Annotated in this window: 19 protein-coding genes; 6 read left to right on the top strand and 13 right to left on the bottom strand. The window is 75.3% G+C overall.

Features of this window, described 5'->3' with window-relative positions; all coding sequences use genetic code 11:
• Positions 1 to 28: 28 nt before the first annotated feature.
• A complete protein-coding gene (locus JOE68_RS31875; RefSeq protein WP_275584725.1) occupies positions 29 to 1,690 on the bottom strand; it encodes a glycohydrolase toxin TNT-related protein in 1,662 nt (553 codons plus the stop codon).
• Entirely contained in the window at positions 1,687 to 2,181 is a 495-nt protein-coding gene (locus tag JOE68_RS18245) for a hypothetical protein (protein ID WP_204843522.1), read from the bottom strand. Before JOE68_RS18245 ends, JOE68_RS31875 begins: the two co-directional genes overlap by 4 nt.
• Positions 2,182 to 2,680: 499 nt before the next feature.
• Between JOE68_RS18245 and JOE68_RS18240 the strand changes: the two genes are divergently transcribed.
• From JOE68_RS18240 to JOE68_RS18225, 4 genes are all read left to right on the top strand, one after another.
• Positions 2,681 to 3,901: an MFS transporter gene (locus tag JOE68_RS18240; RefSeq protein WP_204843521.1), complete on the top strand. Its 1,221-nt coding sequence runs from the start codon at positions 2,681 to 2,683 to the stop codon at positions 3,899 to 3,901.
• Between the two features lie 13 nt (positions 3,902 to 3,914).
• Positions 3,915 to 4,880, top strand: coding sequence for a DMT family transporter (locus JOE68_RS18235; protein WP_307819733.1), 966 nt, complete (start codon positions 3,915 to 3,917; stop codon positions 4,878 to 4,880).
• A gap of 112 nt (positions 4,881 to 4,992) precedes the next feature.
• Entirely contained in the window at positions 4,993 to 5,847 is an 855-nt protein-coding gene (locus JOE68_RS18230) for a bifunctional methylenetetrahydrofolate dehydrogenase/methenyltetrahydrofolate cyclohydrolase (protein WP_204843520.1), read from the top strand.
• 19 nt (positions 5,848 to 5,866) lie between these two features.
• Entirely contained in the window at positions 5,867 to 6,160 is a 294-nt protein-coding gene (locus tag JOE68_RS18225) for a DUF3017 domain-containing protein (RefSeq protein ID WP_204846161.1), read from the top strand.
• A gap of 22 nt (positions 6,161 to 6,182) precedes the next feature.
• Here the strand turns inward: JOE68_RS18225 and JOE68_RS18220 are convergent, their stop codons facing one another.
• Positions 6,183 to 6,746: a TetR/AcrR family transcriptional regulator gene (locus tag JOE68_RS18220; protein WP_204843519.1), complete on the bottom strand. Its 564-nt coding sequence runs from the start codon at positions 6,744 to 6,746 to the stop codon at positions 6,183 to 6,185.
• Between the two features lie 77 nt (positions 6,747 to 6,823).
• Between JOE68_RS18220 and JOE68_RS18215 the strand changes: the two genes are divergently transcribed.
• Positions 6,824 to 7,384, top strand: a complete 561-nt coding sequence (locus tag JOE68_RS18215; protein ID WP_204843518.1) for a dihydrofolate reductase family protein — start codon at positions 6,824 to 6,826, stop codon at positions 7,382 to 7,384.
• Between the two features lie 317 nt (positions 7,385 to 7,701).
• Here JOE68_RS18215 and JOE68_RS18210 read toward each other — a convergent pair whose 3' ends face one another.
• From JOE68_RS18210 to JOE68_RS32525, 3 genes are all read right to left on the bottom strand, one after another.
• Entirely contained in the window at positions 7,702 to 7,887 is a 186-nt protein-coding gene (locus JOE68_RS18210; protein WP_204843517.1) for a hypothetical protein, read from the bottom strand.
• The gene (locus JOE68_RS18205) at positions 7,887 to 8,081 is read right to left on the bottom strand and encodes a hypothetical protein (protein WP_204843516.1); all 195 of its coding nucleotides are present in this window, start codon (positions 8,079 to 8,081) and stop codon (positions 7,887 to 7,889) included. The genes JOE68_RS18210 and JOE68_RS18205 overlap by 1 nt, the downstream gene beginning before the upstream one ends.
• Positions 8,082 to 8,292: 211 nt before the next feature.
• Positions 8,293 to 8,598 carry an ImuA'/RecA-like NTPase gene (locus tag JOE68_RS32525; protein WP_504739697.1) on the bottom strand — a complete coding sequence of 102 codons (306 nt, stop codon included), beginning with the start codon at positions 8,596 to 8,598 and terminating at the stop codon, positions 8,293 to 8,295.
• Between the two features lie 520 nt (positions 8,599 to 9,118).
• On the opposite strand from JOE68_RS32525, the gene JOE68_RS18200 reads away from it, so the two are divergent.
• Positions 9,119 to 9,697, top strand: coding sequence for a hypothetical protein (locus JOE68_RS18200; protein WP_204843515.1), 579 nt, complete (start codon positions 9,119 to 9,121; stop codon positions 9,695 to 9,697).
• Between the two features lie 764 nt (positions 9,698 to 10,461).
• Here JOE68_RS18200 and purH read toward each other — a convergent pair.
• The 7 genes from purH to JOE68_RS18165 form a co-directional block, all read right to left on the bottom strand.
• Entirely contained in the window at positions 10,462 to 12,045 is a 1,584-nt protein-coding gene (purH, locus tag JOE68_RS18195; RefSeq protein ID WP_204843514.1) for a bifunctional phosphoribosylaminoimidazolecarboxamide formyltransferase/IMP cyclohydrolase, read from the bottom strand.
• Entirely contained in the window at positions 12,042 to 12,704 is a 663-nt protein-coding gene (purN, locus tag JOE68_RS18190) for a phosphoribosylglycinamide formyltransferase (protein ID WP_307819732.1), read from the bottom strand. Before purN ends, purH begins: the two co-directional genes overlap by 4 nt.
• Before the next feature lie 28 nt (positions 12,705 to 12,732).
• Entirely contained in the window at positions 12,733 to 14,400 is a 1,668-nt protein-coding gene (locus JOE68_RS18185) for a cell division protein PerM (RefSeq protein ID WP_204843513.1), read from the bottom strand.
• A gap of 103 nt (positions 14,401 to 14,503) precedes the next feature.
• Positions 14,504 to 15,178, bottom strand: a complete 675-nt coding sequence (locus tag JOE68_RS18180) for a DUF5336 domain-containing protein (protein WP_204843512.1) — start codon at positions 15,176 to 15,178, stop codon at positions 14,504 to 14,506.
• Between the two features lie 187 nt (positions 15,179 to 15,365).
• A complete protein-coding gene (gene sucD, locus JOE68_RS18175; protein ID WP_204843511.1) occupies positions 15,366 to 16,256 on the bottom strand; it encodes a succinate--CoA ligase subunit alpha in 891 nt (296 codons plus the stop codon).
• Positions 16,257 to 16,258: 2 nt separating this feature from the next.
• On the bottom strand, positions 16,259 to 17,428 hold the full coding sequence (gene sucC / locus JOE68_RS18170; RefSeq protein WP_204843510.1) for an ADP-forming succinate--CoA ligase subunit beta: 1,170 nt from the start codon (positions 17,426 to 17,428) through the stop codon (positions 16,259 to 16,261).
• Positions 17,429 to 17,809: 381 nt separating this feature from the next.
• Entirely contained in the window at positions 17,810 to 19,411 is a 1,602-nt protein-coding gene (locus JOE68_RS18165) for a hypothetical protein (RefSeq protein ID WP_204843509.1), read from the bottom strand.
• Positions 19,412 to 19,415: the final 4 nt, after the last annotated feature.

The raw sequence follows: 19,415 nt of genomic DNA, 5'->3' as shown, positions 1-19,415 counted from the left end.
CGGACTAACCGACCGGTGCTACCGGGGACTACACCCCGGCGACCGGCGGTTCGGCGCCCGTCCCGGGCACCTCCACGAGGCTCCCGTCAGCCAGGAGGTCCCGCACGGCCTGCGCGAGGAAGTACCCCGTGCCGCCGCCCGCCTGCCCGAACCAGGGCACCGCGATGCCCTTCAGCGCCGGCACCGGCTGCCGCACCCGATACACGTGGTAGCGGCGGTTCAGCCAATCCGGTGGCAACGACCGGTTGCCGAACTGGGTGCCCGCCGCGTAGACGAGGTTGCCGGTCTCCGGCCCGAGCCGGTCCAGCTCGGTCCCCGGCGCCAGCACCACGGCCTCGCGGTCGCGGAACAGCGACAGCGGCGGCTCGTCGGGCAGCGGCTGGATCTCCGCCACCGGCCGCGCGGCCGGCGCCCCGCCACCGATCCCGGGGCCGACACCGGCACCGGCACCCGGGCCGGTCCCGACAGCACCGGCACCGGCAGCACCGGCACCGGCAGTGCCAGCCCCGACAGCGCCGGTCCCGCCGACACCGGCACCGCCCGCACCGGCACCGACAACACCGGTCCCGACAGCGCCGCCGGACCGCGCCGCGTCCAGGTCCGACCGCCACAGCAGCTCGGCCAGCAGCGCCTTCGCCGCGTCCACCGCGTGCTCGTACACCCGCGGACGGCCGTGCGGGCCGCGGCCGGCGTCCCAGAACTGCACCTGCCAGCCGGTCGGCCCCGGCGCGGGCTCCAGCACCAGGGCGTCCGGCTTCGGCTCGACGATCCCGTACTCGTGCTCGCCCACGCCGTAGTGGTCCAGGCGCTCCTTGAGGTGCTCCAGCGCGCGCTGGTCGGCCTCGCCGATCCGCCGCGGCCGGTGCTCGGGCAGCGGCGCGCCCTCGGCCTGCCCGGTCGCGACGGCGGCGGCGGCGCTCCTCGCCTCCTGGTCGACCGGCGGCACGGCGTAGCCGCTGTCCCTGATGTGCTGCACCAGCTGCGGCGCCGGCGGCACGTGGTGGTGGCGCAGGTGGTAGGCGACGCCGGCGGGCCACACCCACGTCCCGTCGGTGTGGAAGGCGATCGGCACGGAGGGCGTCGCGTCCGGCTTGAACGCGTCCACGCCGTAGGACCGGGCGGCCAGCACGACGGGCGCGCCCTCCAGGTAGGCCAGGACGTCGTCCAGCTCCTGCGGGTGCACGCGGGGCCGGTCGTGGGTGGGCAGGCCGCGCGCGTCGACCCCGTCGAACACCGGGGCGGCCAGCACCGGGAGGGTGGGCGGGCGCAGCCCGGCCCGCTCCAGCAGCCACGCGGGCGCGTCGTCGCGCGGGTGCAGCTCCAGCTCCGCGCGGTACTGCTCGGCCGCGGGCGGCGACGCCCAGTCCGGCTCGTGGTCCCGGTCGAACTCGGCCGAGTAGGTGTCCGGGTGCACCAGGTGCAGCTTCACGGCGAGCCAGGTGCCCCGGCCCGGCCGCGCCATGCCCTCCCGCAGCCGCACGAGGAACGGCAGCGCCTCGTCGGGCAGCTGCCACTGGAACGACCCGCCGAAGATCGTCAGGCCGGACGCCGCGGTCTCCAGGTGGGAGCCCGCCATCCGGAAGTCCACGAACAGCTGCTCCCAGTCGCCGGGCAGCCGCTGCACCAGCAGCGTGGTGACCGAGCCGAGGATCGCGTTCTGGTCCTCGACGTCCAACTGCGGGGCGGTCATGCGTTGCGCTCCTCGGTGGCGGCCTCGGCCAGCTTCGCCCGGAGCCAGTCCGGGAGGAAGACCTCGTCGCGGGGGAAGACCTCCAAGTCGCGCGCGAAGTCCGCGGCCGGGACCGGGGGCGAGAACAGCGGGTCGTGGTCGAAGTTGTAGGTGATGTCGATGCGGACCGGCGCGTTCACCACGCACCGGCACGAGAACCACGTGCCCCGGCCGGGCTGGTGGAGCACCCGGCGCATCTCCTGGAACGCCGCCGTCAGCTCCTCCGGCGGCAGCACCTCCGGCGTCGAGCCGTCGGGTCGGTACACCGTGAGCGCCAGGTCCTGCACCGCGACCGTCATCCGCACCAGCAGGTCGATGCGCCGGAAGTCCTCGGGGGCGGCGTCGAGCAGCAGGCCGCCGATGCGCTGGAGCAGCTCGTCGTGCCGCTGCTCGGGGGTCGGCGGGTCGGCGGGCGGCCCGGGGAGCGGCCCGGAGGGCGGCGTCGTGCTCATTCGGGTGGCTCCTGACGTGGATCTCGGTCGTGCCGTCGGTGAGCGTCACGCGCCGGCGGGTCCGGTACGCGTGCGGGTGGCGCTGGAGCGGTTCGCGCGGGGCGAAGGTCTCGATGATCCCGACCGTACCGCCGGCCCGGGGGGAGCTCGACCGGTCCGTCCCACCCGGCGCCGGCTCTCCCGCGGGGTGGGCGCCGGGCGGCCGTCGCCCCGGCCCCGGTCACGCCGCCGGCTCGACCGGTTCGCCGCCGTCCCGGCGGTTCGCGCCGCTCCCGGGTATCCCGCGGTCGCGCGGTCCCGGCCCGCGGCTCCGCGAGGAGGGGGGCGACCCGGTCGCGCACGGCCGCGTGCCCGGCCTCCGGCCCGGCCCTGCGCCCGGTGGGATCGGTCACCGCTGTCCCCTCGCTCGACCCTCCAGGGGGCAGACGCTGACGGGACCCGTCGGGTTCCCGCGGATGTCGGGACGGGGTCGACCGGCTCCCCGGTGCAGAGTGGACCCGTGCTGCGCCCCTACCGCGAACTGGCCGCCGTCCCGGGACTGCCCGCGCTGCTGCTGTGGTCGCTGCTCGGCCGCGTGCACATCCCCGGCACGCCGCTGGCCACGTCGTTCCTGATCGCCGGGTGGACCGGGTCGTACGCGGTGGCCGGGCTGGTCGGCGGCGCGTTCGCGGTGGGCCTGGGCGTGGCGAGCCCGATCCGCGGGCGCACCGCCGACCGGAGCCCGGCCGGCCGGCTGCTGCTGGTCACGGCACTGGGCTACGCGGTGGCCATCGCGGTGGCGGGGCTGCTGCCCGCGCTGCTGCCGCCGTCCTGGTGGCCGCTGTCGGTGGTGGTGGCGGCGCTGGCGGGCATGTCGATGCCGCCGGTGACGCAGGTGGCCCGCGCGGGCTTCCCCCGGCTGGCCGACGGGGCGGCGCGGCGGGCCGCGTACACCGTCGAGGCGTCCATGCAGGAGGTCATGTACGTCGTCGGGCCGACGCTGGTCGCGGTGGTCGTGGCGGCGGCGGGCCCGGGGGTCGCGCTGTGGCTGTGCGGCGCGCTGGCGGTGCTGGGCGCGTTCGGGTTCCGGGCGGCGGTGCGGCGGGCCGGGCTGGACGAGCCCGTCGCGCGCGGGCCGCGCCGCGGTGGGCGCACCCTGCTGGCCGACCGGTCGATGGTGTACGCACTGATCACGGGTCTGTGCGTGGTGGCGGCGCTGGTGACGGTCGACATGGTGTTGATCGCCTGGGCGCGGGAGGTGGGGCGACCGGTGATGGCGGGGGTGCTGACGGCGGTGTGGGCCGCGGGGTCGACGGTGGGCGGGCTGGTCGTGGGCGGGCTGGGCGGCGAGGTGCGGTTCACCCGGCGGATGGTGCTGCTGGCGCTGGGCCTCGCGGCGCTGGTGCCCGTGCTGCCGCCGGTGGCGTCGCCGTCGTCGGTGTGGCTGATCGCCCTGGTGCTGGGCGTCGGCGGGATGGCCATAGCGCCCGCGATGGCGGCCAACAACACCCGCGTCGGCGACCTCGCGCCGGAAGGGCGGGCGGCCGAGGCGTTCGGGTGGGTGAGCGCGTTCGCCACGGCCGGGTCGGCGGTGGTGCTGCCGGTCGCGGGGTGGCTGCTGGACCACGTCGGCCCCGCGGCGGCGGCCGGGGCGAGCGCCGCGGCGGCGGGGCTGGGCGCGCTGGCGGCCGGTCGGGTCCGCGCGCCGGAGCGGCTGGTGCCGGAGGGCGACCTTGCTTGAGGGGGTTCCCGCGGTGCGGCTGCGAGTGGTCGGGGCGGGCGTCTCGTTCGCGGGCGGGCTGTTCCTGGCCGTGCAGGCGCGGATCAACGGCGGGTTGGGGCACGTGCTGCGGGACGGGTTCCTGGCGGCGCTCGTGTCGTTCGGCGGCGGCCTGGCGCTGCTGCTGGCGCTGGTGCCGACCGCGGCCGCCGGGCGGGCAGGGCTGGCGCGGCTGCGGTCGGCGCTGCGGCGCGGCGAGATCCGCTGGTGGCACTGCACGGGCGGGGCGTGCGGGGCGTTCCTGGTGTCCGCGCAGGGGTTGACGATCGCTTCGCTGGGGGTGGCGGCGTTCACCGTGTCGGTGGTCGGGGCGCAGGTCATCAGCAGCCTGCTGGTCGACCGGGCGGGCCTGGGGCCGGCGCGGGCGCAGCCCTTCACGTGGCCCCGGGTCACGGGCGCGGTGGCGGCCGTGGTCGCGGTCGGGGTGGCGGTGTCGGCCGAGTTCGGGCAGCCCGCCTCGCTGTGGCCGGCGCTGCTGCCGGCGGCGGCGGGCGCCGGGCTGGGCTGGCAGCAGGCGGCGAACGGCCTGGTCCGGGAGGCCGCGCGGAGCACGCGGGTGACGACCCTGGTCAACTTCGCGACCGGGACGGCGGTGCTGGTGGCGGTGGCGGCGGTGGACGTGGCGGTGCGGGGGCTGCCGACCGCGGCGCCGTCGTCGCCGTGGTCCTACGCCGGCGGCGCGCTGGGGGTCGTGGCGATCGCGACGGCCGTGGTGGCGGTGCGCTGGAGCGGTGTGCTGCTGGTCGGGATGGGGCAGGTGGCGGGGCAGCTGGTGGGCGCGCTGGCGGTGGACGTGGTCGCGCCGGCGGGCGGTGGGCGGCTCACGGCGGCGACCGTGGTGGGCACGGTGCTGACCCTGCTGGCGGTGGGCGTCGCGGCGCTGCCCGACCGCCGCCGGTCCGCCGCCCGCGAACCCGGCGCGCCCGCGGGCGGGCGGTAAACCGGCTCGCGGGTCCGAGGGGCGGCCGGGTGGCGCAATCGGGGGGCGCAGTCCGGCGTGGCGCGGCCGGGTGGCGCGATCCCCGCGCGGCGGTGATGCGAAGATGGGGCGCGTGACGGCGACGATCCTCAATGGCAGGACCACCCGGGACGCGATCTTCGAAGACCTGCGCACGCGGGTCGCGGCGCTGGCCGAGCGGGGGGTGACGCCGGGCCTCGCCACCGTGCTGGTCGGCGACGACCCCGGTTCGCACTCGTACGTGAAGGGCAAGCACGCCGCGTGCGCCAAGGTCGGCATCACGTCGATCCGCCGCGACCTGCCCGCCGACACCACGCAGGAGCAGCTCGAGGCCGTCATCGACGAGCTGAACGCCGACCCGGCCTGCACCGCCTACATCGTGCAGCTGCCGCTGCCGAAGCACCTCGACGCCAACGCGGTCCTGGAGCGCATCGACCCGCGCAAGGACGGCGACGGCCTGCACCCGGTCAACCTGGGCAAGCTCGTCCTCGGCGTCGAGGCCCCGCTGCCCGCGACGCCGCGCGGCGTGGTCGAGCTGCTGCGCCGGTACGAGGTGCCGATCGCGGGGGCGAACGTGACGGTCGTCGGCCGCGGTGTGACGGTCGGCCGCCCGATCGGCCTGCTGCTGACCAGGCGCAGCGAGAACGCCACCGTGACGCTGTGCCACACCGGCACCAAGGACCTCGCCGCCGAGGTGCGGCGGGCGGACGTCGTGGTCGCCGGCGCGGGCAGCCCCGGCCTGATCACGGCCGACATGGTGAAGCCCGGCGCGGCCGTGGTGGACGTCGGCATCACCCGCACCGACGCCGGCCTGGTCGGCGACGTGCACCCGGACGTCGCGTCGGTCGCCGGGTTCCTGGCCCCGATCCCCGGTGGCGCGGGTCCGATGACCGTCGCCATGCTGCTGACCAACACGGTCGAGGCGGCCGAGCGCGACCTGACGGCCTGAGGGCGGGGCGGTGGACCTGATGCCGGAGCAGCGCTGGCGGTCGGCGGCGGGTCAGCACCTGCCGTTCGGGCTGGTGCTGGGCGTGGTGGTGCTGGGGCTCGTGCGCGTCGTGCAGTACCACTGGCGGCAGGGCGCGGTGCTGATCGGCGTCGCGCTGCTGGTCGCGGCGCTGCTGCGGGTGCTGGTGACCGACGAGCAGGCGGGGCTGATCGCGATCCGGAGCCGGGGCGTCGACGCCCTGCTGTACTCGGGGCTGGGGTTCGCCGTGATCGTCGTGGCGATGACCATCGTCGGCGGCCCGCTCAGCCGCTGACGCGAGGACCGCCGGGCCCCGGTCAGAGGCGGTCGACCAGGGCCGTGATCAGCTCGTCCAGCTCCGGCCCCGGGATCACGTCGGGCAGGGTCAGGTGCTCCACGACCAGGCCGCTCATCGCCAGGTACAGCGCCACGACGGTGGTCCGGTCCCCCGGCAGGCCGGTGTCCAGGTGGAACCGGACGTTCTCCGCCAGGTTCTCGCCGATGGTCCTGGTCAGCGCCGCCCGCAGCGCGGGCCGCCGGGTGGCCTCCAGGCGCAGTTCGAGCAGCGCGAGGTAGCCGGCGCGGTCCTGCGCGAGGCGGTCCACCAGCTCGTGCATCAGCCGGACCACCAGCGCCTTGTCCTTGCGCGCCCGCTCGATCCGGGCGAACACCTCGGGCGCGGGCCGGACCCGGACGTGGACGTGCTCCCCCACCTGCCGCAGCAGGTCGTCGCGGTTGGCGAAGTAGTTCGACGCGGTGCCCGCCGGCACGCCCGCCTCGGCGTCGACGGCGCGGAACGTCAGGCCGCGCGCGCCCTCGCGGGCCAGCACCTCGACCGCCGCGTCCACCAGGGCGGTCCGCCTGGCCGGGTTCCTGGTCACGAGCCCCTCCTTGACAACCACTCCGGTCGTAGTACTTCATATATAGTACTACAGGCAGAGTGGTTGAAGGAGAGCACGTGCGAAACCTGACCTACCTGGTGGCGACGTCCCTGGACGGGTTCATCGCCGCCCCCGACGGCGGCTACGCCGACTTCCTGTTCGAGGGCGACCACATGGCCGCCCTGGTCGAGCAGTTCCCGGACGCGCTGCCCGCCCAGGCGCGGGAGCCCCTCGGCATCACCGGCCCCAACCCGACCTTCGACACCGTCCTGATGGGCCGGGCGACCTACCAGGCGCCCGGCGGCCTGCCCAGCCCGTACCCGCACCTGCGGCAGTACGTCGTGTCCCGCACCCTCGACGACGTCCCGGCGGACGTGCGGGTCGTGGCCGACGACCCGCTCGCGCTGGTGCGCGCGCTCAAGGCCGAGGACGGCCAGGACATCTGGCTGTGCGGCGGGGGCAGGCTCGCCGGCTCGCTGCTGCCGGAGATCGACCGGCTGATCCTCAAGGTCCACCCGATCGTGCTGGGCCGGGGCGTCCCGCTGTTCGACGGCGAGTTCGCGCCGGGGCGGTTCACCGCGGTGGAGAGCCGGACGTTCACGTCGGGGGTGGTCTTCGCGACCTACGCGAAGTCCTGACCGCGGGCCCGGCCGCCGAGGGCCGCGCTCCCCCGGGCGAAGGCGGCGGGGCGGCGACCAGGGGACGGGGTCGGCGGAACGCGCCGCCGCGCGGAAGCCCGGCCCGGCGCCCGCCACCCCGCGGCCTCGGGCGGGAGCCCTGCGGTGCCGCGCGGCGCTCGCGCGCCAGGCCGGGTTGTCGCCGCCGTCGGCGCGCGGTGGTCGCCGGGCAGCGCGGCTCGGCGGGTGAGCGGACCCCGCGTCAGGACAGCTCGGTTCGGCGAGTGGGCGGACCCCGCGTCAGGACAGCGCGGCTCGGCGGGTGAGCGGGCCCCGCGTCAGGACAGCTCGTCCGGTGCGCGGCGGGGCAGCGGGATGAGCAGTGGCAGCCAGTCGGAGACCTCCGGGCGGCCGGGTTCGCCGACCGCGCCACCGGACCAGCCGGACCCGCCCCCCGGCCGGTGGAGCGCGCCACCCGGCCCGCCCGCCGAGCCCCGGTGGTCGTCGGGAAGATCACCGGACATCAGTCGCACACCCCTTCCACCGCCCACCGCCCGCCCGCGCGGATCAGCTGGGACGCCTGTTCTTCCCCGTCCGGGGCGGCGCGGAACACCCGGAGGCGGGTCGCCCGCACGGCGTGCCGGTCGTACCGCCACCGCTCGCCCACCGCCCACCGGTTTCGTCGCCTCGCACGAGCGGGCGCGTGCACGTCGATCACCTCGTCCCCCGGGCCAGGCCGCCGGGACGCCACGGGGCCAACCCGGGCCCGCCGTCGACCGACGGCCACTCTCGCGCACCGCACCGGGGCGACTCCGGCCCGGACCTGTCGGGACTCCGCGCCCCTGCCTCGCGCTCACCGCGGGCCGATGGTTCGGGGCGGTGCCCGCCGCACGCGGCGGCCAGGGCTCGGAGCAACCCGCGCACGCCGATCACCCCGCCACCGGGCAGGACGGCCCAGGGCTCGTCCGGGACCCCGTCGCACTGCGTTCGGCCTCGCTCCGGCCCCTCCCAGGACGAGGGACCGGAGCGAGGTGGTGGACGGCCACCCCCGACTCGGCCGCCGTGGGCGCCCCACGCCCCGACAGGCCGGCAACGGCCGCCCAGCACCCTTGCGCCGACTCCTCGGCCACCAGCGCGAGCAGCGACGATGCCGACCCGCTCACCGACACCGCGCTGCCCCGCCGCAGGCCGCCCCACCGGAGGACGTCCGCCGATTCCCCGCGAACCGGCAGCACCCGAGCCGATGTCGTGGTCGACTCGCCCGCCGCGCCTACCCCGAGCGCGACCGACGTCGCCGTTGCCGACCTGGACACCCGACCCTCCTCCCGCGAATCCGCACGCACCCCTGTGCGCGGACCGCCGTGGGAAGTCGGCGACCTGTCTGTCGAACAAACGTTCGAACGACGAGCTGATCTTATCCCCACCCGACCACCCGGTGTCAATGGCCACGAACGGGTGGCCGGCACACTGCACCGCGCAGCTTTCCGCGACGCACGGGGGGAAACCGTGAACGCACCTCACAACGGACCCGGACAACCGGGGCAGCCGGGCCGACCGGCCTTCGGCCAGCCCCCGCCACCCGGCTACGGCCCGCCCGGACCCGGGCCCCACCCGGGCCACGGCCCGGGGCAGCCAGGTCAGCCGGGGTACGGTCCGCCACCCGGCCCGCCGGGCTACGGGCCGTACCCCCAGCCCGGCGCGCACGGGCCGCAGCCGCCCGGGAAGAAGCGGACCGGGCTGATCGTCGGGCTGGCGGTGGGGGCCGTCGTCCTGGTCGTCGGCGGCGTGTTCGGCAAGCTCTACCTCGACTACAGCGACGAGCCCGGCGGCGGCCCCGGCGAGCAGCCCGTCGCCCAGTGCGAGCTGAGCCAGGAGCTGCGCGCCCAGGCCCACGTCAGCAGCTTCCGACTCGTCCAGGCCCCGCACGACAGCGAGAAGGGCCTGAAGATGACCCAGTGCGCGTGGGAGCAGACCAAGGGCAAGGACGGCCGGAACCCGCGCGTCCTGAGCTTCCACGTCTACGACTTCAGCACGTTCTCCGACAAGCAGGACCGGAACCTGGAACAGGCGAAGAACAACTACTCGGGGTTCAACGTCTACGCGCGGGGCCAGCAGGCCAAGCCGATCCAGGGCCTGGGCGACGAGGCGATCATCGTCGCCCCTTCGGCACCGGCGGACCTCACCGAGGCGAACCTGCTGGTGCGCAAGGGCGCGGTGGTGTGGAACATCCGCTACTCGGGACGGGACAAGGGCTTCTTCAGCGATTCGGAATTCCCGATCGGCGATGCCGAAGCCGTGGTCCGCAAGACCGCGGAGGAACTGACCAAGCGCTGAAGCCAAACTCGGGCCTAACGCCCTCGCGGCCACTCCGACCGAACCGTGACCGCTCCGCAAGCCGAGCTGAGCCGAGCCGCGCTCGCGCAACTCCGACGCACTCAGAGCCGCACTCCACGCGGCGGAGCTACAGCTTGCACCGCAGCTGCGCCCCGCGCGGCCTGCGGTGCAGCTCTCGCCTCAGCCGCGCTCCGCGCGGCGGCGCTGTTCAGCGCAGCCGTGTGCCTCGTGTTCTCCCCGTACGGCCTGGGCGCAGCCCAATCATCTTTGTCGGGAGGTGTCAAGCACGTTCTTCGCTTGACACCTCCCGACAAAGATGATTGCCTCCGGCAGGCCGTACGGGGAGAACACGACGCACTTCCCTCCTCCTTGGGGGCCTCCCAGCCGCTCTTCATACCAAGATCGCGCACCGATCCAGGAAATATCAGGTGCCGCACCGATCCAAGATCAAAAACCAAAAGAGTCCTCGCCGGACAGGCAGGCCGCCAAGGAGAATGAAAAGAAACAGCGGTCGTGTTCTCCCCGCATGACCTGTCAAAGACGACCATGCTTTCTTGGGGGGTGCAAGCGAAAAGCGTGCTTGCACCCCCCAAGAAAGCATGGTAGCCCTCCGGGCAGGCCATACGGGGAGAACACGAGAGCACCGGTCTGCACGGGGCGTGCCGAAAACCAAAAGCTATTGGCTGCGGTAAAGCGCGTGTCGGTGCAGTGGGGCGGGCCGGGTCGGCCTGCGCTCGGGCGCGGGCCGACCCGGGCGGTGCGCCCTAGTGCGCGAAGTGCCGGGTGCCGGTCAAGTACACGGTCGCGCCCGCCGCCTCGGCTGCCGCGATCACCTCCGCGTCCCGCACCGACCCACCGGGCTGGACGACGGCCCGCACGCCCGCCTCCAGCAGCACCTGCAAGCCGTCGGGGAACGGGAAGAACGCGTCGGACGCCGCCACCGCCCCCTTGGCCCGCTCGCCGGCGCGCGCGACCGCGAGCCGCGCCGCGTCCACCCGGTTGACCTGCCCCATGCCGGCGCCGACGGTCGCGCCGTCGGATGCCAGCAGGATCGCGTTCGACTTCACCGCGCGGCACGCCCGCCACGCGAAGGCCAGGTCGGCGAGGCCCTCCGCGTCCAACGCCGTCCCGCAGGCCAGCGTCCACTTGGCCGGGTCGTCGCCCTCGGCCTCGATGGTGTCCACCGTCTGCACCAGCAGCCCACCGGACACCGGGCGCGCCTCCAGCCCCCCGCGCGACGGCTCGGCCGCGACCAGGATGCGCACGTTCTTCTTGCGCGCCAACACGTCCACGGCCCCATCGGCGTACGAAGGGGCGATGATGACCTCGGTGAAGATGTCGGCGACCTGCTCGGCCAGCTCGACGGTCACCTCGCGGTTGGCCGCGATCACCCCGCCGAACGCCGAGACCGGGTCGCACGCGTGCGCCCTGCGGTGCGCGTCCGCGATGGCGCCCGGACCGTCCACGGAGGACACGGCGATACCGCACGGGTTGGCGTGCTTGATGATCGCGACGCACGGCAGCGAGTGGTCCCACGCCGCGCGCCACGCGGCGTCCGCGTCGACGAAGTTGTTGTAGGACATCTCCTTGCCGTGCAGCTGCTCCGCCGTCGCCAGGCCGGTCCGCCCGTCACCCTGCGTGTACAGCGCGGCCTTCTGGTGCGGGTTCTCGCCGTAGCGCAGCACCTGCTTGCGGTCCCACGTCGCGCCGACCCAGCCCGGGAAGCCGGAGCCCTCGTCGTCGGGGCTGAGCACGCCGCCCATCCACGACGCGACGGCCACGTCGTAGGACGCGGTGTGCCGGAACGCCGCCGCCGCCAGCGACCGCCGGTCCGCCAGGCTGAACCCGCCCTCGCCGACCTGCTCCAGCACCCACGGGTACCGCGCCGGGTCCACGACGACGGCCACGACGGCGTGGTTCTTCGCCGCCGCGCGCACCATCGCGGGACCGCCGATGTCGATCTGCTCGACGCACTCCTCCGCCGACGCGCCCGACGCCACGGTCCGGGCGAACGGGTACAGGTTCACCACCAGCAGGTCGAACGGGGCGATGTCCAGCTCCCGCAGCTTCGCCACGTGCTCGGGCCGGCGGGTGTCGGCGAGCAGGCCCGCGTGCACGCGCGGGTGCAGCGTCTTGACCCGGCCGTCGAGCACCTCCGGGAACCCGGTCACGGCCTCCACCGGGGTCACCGGCACGCCGGCGTCGGCCAGCGCCTTCGCCGTGCCGCCGGTGGAGACGATCTCGACTCCGGCCGCGTGCAGGCCGGTGGCCAGTTCCAGCAGCCCCGACTTGTCGGACACCCCGATCAGGGCCCGACGAACCGGTCGCCTCTCGGCAGGAGTGGTCACGGGATGCTCACCTTTCGTCCGTTCACGGTGCAGCCCTCGCGGGCCAGGCGGGCGACGACGTCGACGAGCAGCCGCCGCTCCACCACCTTGATGCGCTCGTGCAGGCTGTCGACGTCGTCACCGTCACCGACGACGACGGCTTCCTGGGCCAGGATCGGCCCGGTGTCCACGCCGCCGTCCACCAGGTGCACGGTCGCGCCGGTGACCTTGACGCCGTAGTCGACGGCGTCGCGGACGCCGTGCGCGCCGGGGAAGGCGGGCAGCAGCGCGGGGTGGGTGTTGACCATCCGGCCGCCGAAGCGGGTCAGGAAGGCCGGTCCGAGGATCTTCATGAACCCGGCGGAGACCACCAGGTCGGGCCGGTGCGAGGCCACCTCGTCGGCGAGGGCGGCGTCCCACTCGTCCCGGTCGGCGTGGTCGCGCAGGCGCACCGCGAAGCCGGGCACGCCGGCGCGCTCGGCGCGGGCGAGCCCCTCGATGCCGGCCCGGTCCGCGCCGACGGCCACCACCTCGACGGGGTAACCGGGGTCGGCCGCCGCGTCCAGCAACGCCTGCAGCAGGGTGCCGGAACCGGAGACGAGGACGACGACCCGCGCGGGGTTGGGAAGCCGGAGTGTGGTCGCGGCGCTCAGCGTGCTCTCCTTGCTGGGGACTGTCACAGCAGCTCAAGAGCAGCCTAGGCGTTGGCTAGCGGCGCTTGTCGGCCAGGTCGGGGTGAGGGTCGGGGCCGGGCTCGTCGCCCTCGTCGCGCTCGGCGGGTTCTTCCCCGCCCGGTTCGCCTTCGGGGTCTTCGGGGTCTTCCCCGGCTTCCCCCTCGTCGGGGTCGTCCGCCTCGGGGTCGTCGTCCGCCGGGCCGTCCGCGGAGGCGTCCGCGGCGGGCTCGTCCTCGTCCTCGGGGTCGTCCCCCGGCTCGTCCCGGGGGTCGTCCTCGAAGTCCGCCGCGTCCTCGAAGTCCTCCTCGTCCTCGGCTTCCTCGGCGAGTTCCTCGAAGTCCTCCTCGTACTCCTCGTACTCGTACTCGTCGAAGTCCTCGCCGTCCTCGCCGGGGTCCTCACCGGGGTCCTCGCCGTCGGGACCGCCCGGGTCGAGGTCGTCCACGACGCCGTCCCCCGCCGGCTCGTCGCCGGCGGCGCCGCCGGCCGCCGCCGCGACCTGCGGCTCGGGTTCCGCCACCGGGGCCGGCCGCGTGCCCGCGAACCACGCCACGAACCCGCCCGGCACGGCGACCCAGCCGAACGTCAGCACCGCCAGCAGCCCGGCCGGGATGGTCACCGGGTCGAACGCGCCGCTGCCCAGGGCGCCGCCCGCGACCGCGGCCAGCACCAGCGTGCCGACGCCCCCGGTCACCGCCGCCACCAGCACGGCGCGCACCCGCGCCCGGGGCGTCTCGGCGGCGTCCCGCAGGAACAGCCCCACCAGCACGCCGACCACGCCCGGCAGGATCAGCACCAGCGGCAGCAGCGGGGTCTGCTGCTCGGGCAGCGCGGCCAGCAGCGGCACCGCGGGCACCGGTCCGCCGACGAGCACCGTCGGGCCGGCGGTCACCGCCCCGATGGAGAACCCCGCGCCCACCACGTACGAGGTCGCGCCGATCACGGCGTTGGGCAGGTAGCCCAGGCACATCAGCCAGATGCCCAGCCCGGTGCCGAGGGTCCCGCCCGCCTGGTCGAACAGCCCGCTGGTCACCGGCCACGACACCGCCAGCCCGAACGCCAGCAGCAGCGCGCCGGCGGCGGTCAGCGCGGCCAGCGCCGCGGCGCCCGCCCGCAGCCCGCGCCGGGCCACCGGGTCGATCCGCTCGAACACGACCTCCACCAGGCCGCAGCGCTGCGCCACGCCGGCCACCGCCGCGACCCCGGACACCGCCGCGCAGCCGAAGAACGCCACGGCGGGCGTCGCCCGCACCACGCCCTCGTCACCCATCAGGAACGCGACCACGCCGCCGACCACGGCGTGCGCGCCGGCGATGCTGAACACCACGCCCCGCGCCTGCAGCGGCTCGAACAGCCCGAGCCGGTCCGCCGCGCCCGCCGCCGCGCGCGACACCAGCAGCATCAGCAGCAGCGTCGGCAGCAGCGGCAGCACGCCGAGCTGCCCGCCGTCGAACCGCAGCGGCACGTGGTGGGCGACCAGCCAGGCCGGCGCGGACGCCGTCAGCACGCCGGTGGTGGAGAACCGGGCGTGCGCGGCCGTGGACGACACCAGGGCCAGCAGGGCGGCCACGGCGGCGTAGCTGACCACCACGGAGCCGGCGGCGGTCATGGCGAGCACGCGGGCGCGCTCGGCTCGGGAGAACTCCGGCGGGCGCACGGAGTCCGTCACGCCACCGTGCGAGGACGTTTGCAGCACCGGCATCTTTCCACTGTGTCAGGAGGGATCGGCCGTTCGGGTGAGGCACGCCGCGCACGCGAAGAGGGGTGGCACCGACGCCGCGGTACCACCCCTCTGCCGACTGCGATCAGCCCTGCTGCTGGCCGCCGAACCCGCCGGGCGGGGTGCCCTGGCCGGGCTGGTTGAACTGGCCGGGCTGCGGCATGTACGACGTGGGCTGCGGCGCGCCGGGCTGCTGCTGTTGCTGCTGCGGCTGTTGCGGCTGCTGCTGCGGCTGCTGGCCGAGGGCGCCGAACTGGCCGGACGGCGGGCCGAACTGGCCGGGCTGCCCCTGCTGCGGGAAGCCGCCGGACTGCGGGTTCCAACCGCCGGGCTGGCCGCCGTAGGGCGCGGGGGGCTTCGGCTCGAACTTCACGATGCCGGCGTCGAGCAGCAGGCTGACCACGATCGCCGCCGTCTCCAGCAGCGCGATGATCAGCACGACGATCTGCATGCCCTTGACGTCGGCTTCGCTCTTGATCATGCCCTGGAGGAACAGCAGCGTCGGCACGGCCGACAGGACCACCGCCGCGGGCAGCAGCTTGAGCGCCTTCGGCAGCACCGACAGGCCCGCGAGGGCGGCGGCGGCCAGCAGGTACTCGACGGTGCCGAACGACGAGACGTCGTCGGCGAAGGCCAGCAGGTAGGCGATGAGCCCCAGGCCGGCCGCGACCAGCGGGAGGATGAGGGTCAGGTTGACGCCCACCGCCGGCTGCTGCGCCGGACCCGGCTGCTGCTGAGGGGCGCCGTACGGCACGGACATGGCGAGGTCTCCTCCTCCACCGACGGACTTCACTTGCGACAACGGAACGCTAGCCGATGCACACTCTCCGACGACGACCGGACCTGTCTGGTTCCCCCGGACGTGCGCATCGACTCGCACAGCATTACCGCCGAACGGCGTGAAGGCCACCTCCGCACGGAGGTGGCCTTCACGGACGGGTGATCGGTCAGCCGATCGAGCCCATGATCTCGCGCATCAGCGCGGCGGTCTCGGACGGCGTCTTGCCGACCTTCACGCCCGCCGCCTCCAGCGCTTCCTTCTTCGCCTGGGCGGTGCCCGCCGAGCCGGACACGATGGCGCCCGCGTGGCCCATCGTCTTGCCCTCGGGGGCGGTGAAGCCCGCCACGTAGCCGACGACCGGCTTGGTGACGTTGTCCTTGATGTAGGCCGCGGCCCGCTCCTCGGCGTCGCCGCCGATCTCGCCGATCATCACGATCGCCGCGGTCTCCGGGTCGGCCTCGAACGCCGCCAGCGCGTCGATGTGCGTGGTGCCGATGATCGGGTCGCCGCCGATGCCGATGGCGGTGGAGAACCCGAAGTCGCGCAGCTCGTACATCATCTGGTAGGTCAGCGTGCCCGACTTGGACACCAGGCCGATCCGGCCGGGGCCGGAGATGTTGGCCGGGATGATGCCCGCGTTGGACTGCCCGGGGCTGATCAGGCCGGGGCAGTTCGGGCCGATGACCCGGGTCTTGTTGCCGGTCGCCACGGCGTGCGCCCAGAACGCGGCGGTGTCGTGCACCGGGATGCCCTCGGTGATCACGACGGCCAGGCCGATGCCCGCGTCGATCGCCTCGATCACGGCCGCCTTCGCGAAGGCGGGCGGGACGAAGATCACGGTGACGTCCGCGCCGGTCGCCTCCATGGCCTCGGCCACGGTGCCGAACACCGGCAGCACGTTGCCGTCGAAGTCGACCTTCTCGCCGGCCTTGCGCGGGTTCACGCCACCGACGATGGTCGTGCCGGAGGCCAGCATCCGCTTGGTGTGCTTGGTGCCCTCGGCGCCGGTCATGCCCTGGACGATGACCTTGCTGTCCTTGGTGATGAAGATAGCCATCGTCAGACCCCCGCAGCCGCGAGCTCGGCGGCCTTGTCGGCCGCGTTGTCCATCGTGTCAACCACGGTCACCAGCGGGTGGTTCGCCTCCGCGAGGATGCGGCGGCCCTCCTCCACGTTGTTGCCGTCGAGGCGGACGACCAGCGGCTTGGTGGCCTCGTCGCCCAGGATGCCCAGCGCCGCGACGATGCCGTTGGCCACCGCGTCGCAGGCGGTGATGCCGCCGAACACGTTCACGAAGACGCTGCGCACGTCCGGGTCGTGCAGGATGATGTCGAGCCCGTTGGCCATCACCTCGGCGGACGCGCCGCCGCCGATGTCCAGGAAGTTCGCCGGCTTGACGCCCTGGTGCCGCTCGCCCGCGTAGGCGACGACGTCCAGCGTGGACATGACGAGCCCGGCGCCGTTGCCGATGATGCCGACCTGGCCGTCGAGCTTGACGTAGTTGAGGCCCTTGGCCTTGGCCTTGGCCTCCAGCGGGTCCTCGGCCTGCTTGTCCACCAGGGCCTCGTGGGCGGGGTGGCGGAAGGAGGCGTTCTCGTCCAGCGTGACCTTGCCGTCCAGGGCGACGATCCGGCCCTCGGGGTCGCGGACGAGCGGGTTGACCTCGACCAGGGTCGCGTCCTCGGCGACGAAGGTCTCCCACAGCTTCACGATCACGTCGGCGACCTGGTCGGCCACCTCCGCCGGGAACTTCGCGGCGGCCACGATCTCGTCGGCCTTGGCGCGGTCGACGCCCTTGACGGCGTCCACCGGCACCTTCGCCAGCGCCTCGGGCTTGGTCGCGGCGACCTCTTCGATGTCCATGCCGCCCTCGACGGACGCCATCGCCAGGAACGTGCGGTTGGCGCGGTCCAGGAGGAAGGAGAAGTAGTACTCCTCGGCGATGTCGGACGCCGGGGTCACCAGCACGCGGTGGACGACGTGCCCCTTGATGTCCAGGCCGAGGATCGCCTCGGCCTTGGCCTCGGTCTCGGCGGGGTTCTCGGCGAGCTTGACGCCACCCGCCTTGCCGCGACCGCCCGTCTTGACCTGGGCCTTGACGACGACGGTCTGGCCGAAGCGCTCGGCGATGGCCTTGGCTTCGGCGGGGGTGCTCGCCACGTCGCCCGGCAGCACCGGGACATCGTGGGCGGCGAAGAGGTCCTTCGCCTGGTACTCGTACAGGTCCACTCGGGTCTCCTGCGACGTCGGTGTCGGACACCGCGTCCTGGTGCGGTCCTCGATAGGTCCGGCGCTCCAGGCCGGGGCCTGGCGCCCACACGTACCAGGCATCACCTGGAACGCCGGCACAGCCGTGGGGGACCGGCTCGACGCGGCTGCGCAGAACACTATCGACCTGCGCGGACCGCGCCGCACCCCATACCCGTGAGGTCGGTCATAAAGGTGGTGAGGTCGATCACCACGCCGGTCCGGCCGCGCCGGCGCCGCCCGGCCCGGCCGACGGCGCGACCAGCGCGAACCCGCCGCGCGGAACGGCGGCGCCGCCGCACCCGCGCGCGACTGCGGACGACCGCACCGGGTCCCGCCGCGCGGGCCGCGGGACCGGACCCGTCAGCGGGTGGCGCGCACGCCCGCCGCCACCAGCAGCGCCGCGGTGGTGGCGAGCGCCAGCCACAGGCCGGGGCCGGGCGCGGTCCCGGCCGCGCGGGACTCGGACAGCGGGTACTCCAGCGCGCGGGTCGCGGTGACGCAGGCCGCGCCGAGCAGCAGGGCCGCGCCCCGGGCGGGCCGCGACAGCAGCGCCACCCCGATCGCCGCCAGGACGGCCAGCAGGCCGATCAGCAGCCCCCACGAGCCGACCCGCAGGCCGAACGCCGTGATCGGCGCGTAGCCGGGCGCGGTCAGCACCGGCAGCGCGAACGCGCCCAGGGCCGTCAGCGCCGCGACCAGGCCGGCCCCGACCAGCGGCAGCGGCGGCGGGGTGCGGGCGACGCCCTCCTCGTCCCGCTCCACCGCGCCCGCCAGCGCGGCGGCGACGGCGGTGGCCGAGGCGAGCAGCACGGCCAGCGCGGTGAACCACACGCCGGCGCCCGGTTCGACCGCCGGGACCCTGGTGGCGTTGAACGCGGCGTCCAGCGCCAGGCCGGCGGCGAGCGGGACGGCCGCCAGGGCGGCGACGAGCGCCGGCCGGGTCCTCGGCGCCGGCGCGGTCAGCGCGACGGCGAGGGCGGCGGGCCAGAGCAGGCGGGCCCCGTAGTCGGTCGGCGCGGGCAGGCCCGCCGGCAGGACCAGGTGGTCGGCCAGCGCGCCGGCCGCGGCGGACGCGGCGGTCGCGAGGCCCAGCGACGCGGCGATCACGTGCAGCCGGCGGCGGCCGGGCAGGGCGAGGTCGTGCTCCTTCCGGGCGGTCGTCGACCACACCAGGGCCGCCGCCGCGCCCAGGACCAGGAACGGCCCCGGCGCCACGCCGACCCGGTCCACCGCGGCGGAGGTCGCCAGGCCGGGCACGGCGAGCGCGACCAGGACGGCCGCGGTGCCGAGCAGGCCGCCCCGGCGGGTGCCCGGGTCGCCGGAGCTGGCCGCCAGCACCGCCAGGACCGGGACCGCGAGCGCGACCAGCAGCCCGCCCACCAGGGGCAGCGGCGGGGCGTCGAGCGGCCCGCCGGCCGGGATGAAGGCGTCCGCCGAGCTGACCGGGGCCATCACCAGGCCGACGGCGGCGAGCACGCCCGCCGCCGCGGGCAGGCCGAAGCCCTCGGCCCGCCCGCCGCCGTCGGGGTCGGTCCGGGCGGCGGCCAGCGCGCCCGCGGCCAGCGCCAGGACGTGCCCCGCCAGGAGCAGCCACAGGCCGGGCGCCGGGCTCGGCGGCACGAGGCTCGCCGGGCGGAACAGCTCGGGGCGGGCCGCGAGCAGCGGGTCGGCGAGGACCTGGAGGTCGAGGGCGAACCGGCCCACCGCGACGACGCCGGCCGGCACCAGCGCGGCGGCGGCCGTGGCCTCCTCGCGGCGGGCCAGGAAGAGGGCCGCGACGCCGGCCGGGAGCAGCGCCAGGACCGCGAGCAGCGGCCACGCGGTGAACGCGGGAGGGGCGCTGCCGTCGACCACCCCGACCGCGGGGCCGACCGCGCCGCACAGCGCGCCCGCGACCGCGAGCCCGAGCGCGAGGCGGAGCTTGGTGGACACCGGGGGCGCCGGGTCGGCGGTGCGGATCATCGGC

The organism is Saccharothrix algeriensis (assembly GCF_016907655.1).
GTDB lineage: Bacteria > Actinomycetota > Actinomycetes > Mycobacteriales > Pseudonocardiaceae > Actinosynnema > Actinosynnema algeriense.
The sequence above is the reverse complement of the archived record's forward strand: the minus strand, read 5'-3'. Positions and strand labels throughout refer to the sequence as shown.

What these genes read in the sequence shown, in the direction of transcription:
- JOE68_RS31875 (WP_275584725.1), bottom strand. Translation starts at nt 1,690, where the DNA reads ATGACCGCCCCGCAGTTGGACGTCGAGGACCAGAACGCGATCCTCGGC.
- JOE68_RS18245 (WP_204843522.1), bottom strand. Translation starts at nt 2,181, where the DNA reads ATGAGCACGACGCCGCCCTCCGGGCCGCTCCCCGGGCCGCCCGCCGAC.
- JOE68_RS18225 (WP_204846161.1), top strand. Translation starts at nt 5,867, where the DNA reads ATGCCGGAGCAGCGCTGGCGGTCGGCGGCGGGTCAGCACCTGCCGTTC.
- JOE68_RS18210 (WP_204843517.1), bottom strand. Translation starts at nt 7,887, where the DNA reads ATGTCCGGTGATCTTCCCGACGACCACCGGGGCTCGGCGGGCGGGCCG.
- JOE68_RS18185 (WP_204843513.1), bottom strand. Translation starts at nt 14,400, where the DNA reads ATGCCGGTGCTGCAAACGTCCTCGCACGGTGGCGTGACGGACTCCGTG.
- JOE68_RS18180 (WP_204843512.1), bottom strand. Translation starts at nt 15,178, where the DNA reads ATGTCCGTGCCGTACGGCGCCCCTCAGCAGCAGCCGGGTCCGGCGCAG.
- sucD (WP_204843511.1), bottom strand. Translation starts at nt 16,256, where the DNA reads ATGGCTATCTTCATCACCAAGGACAGCAAGGTCATCGTCCAGGGCATG.
- JOE68_RS18165 (WP_204843509.1), bottom strand. Translation starts at nt 19,411, where the DNA reads ATGATCCGCACCGCCGACCCGGCGCCCCCGGTGTCCACCAAGCTCCGC.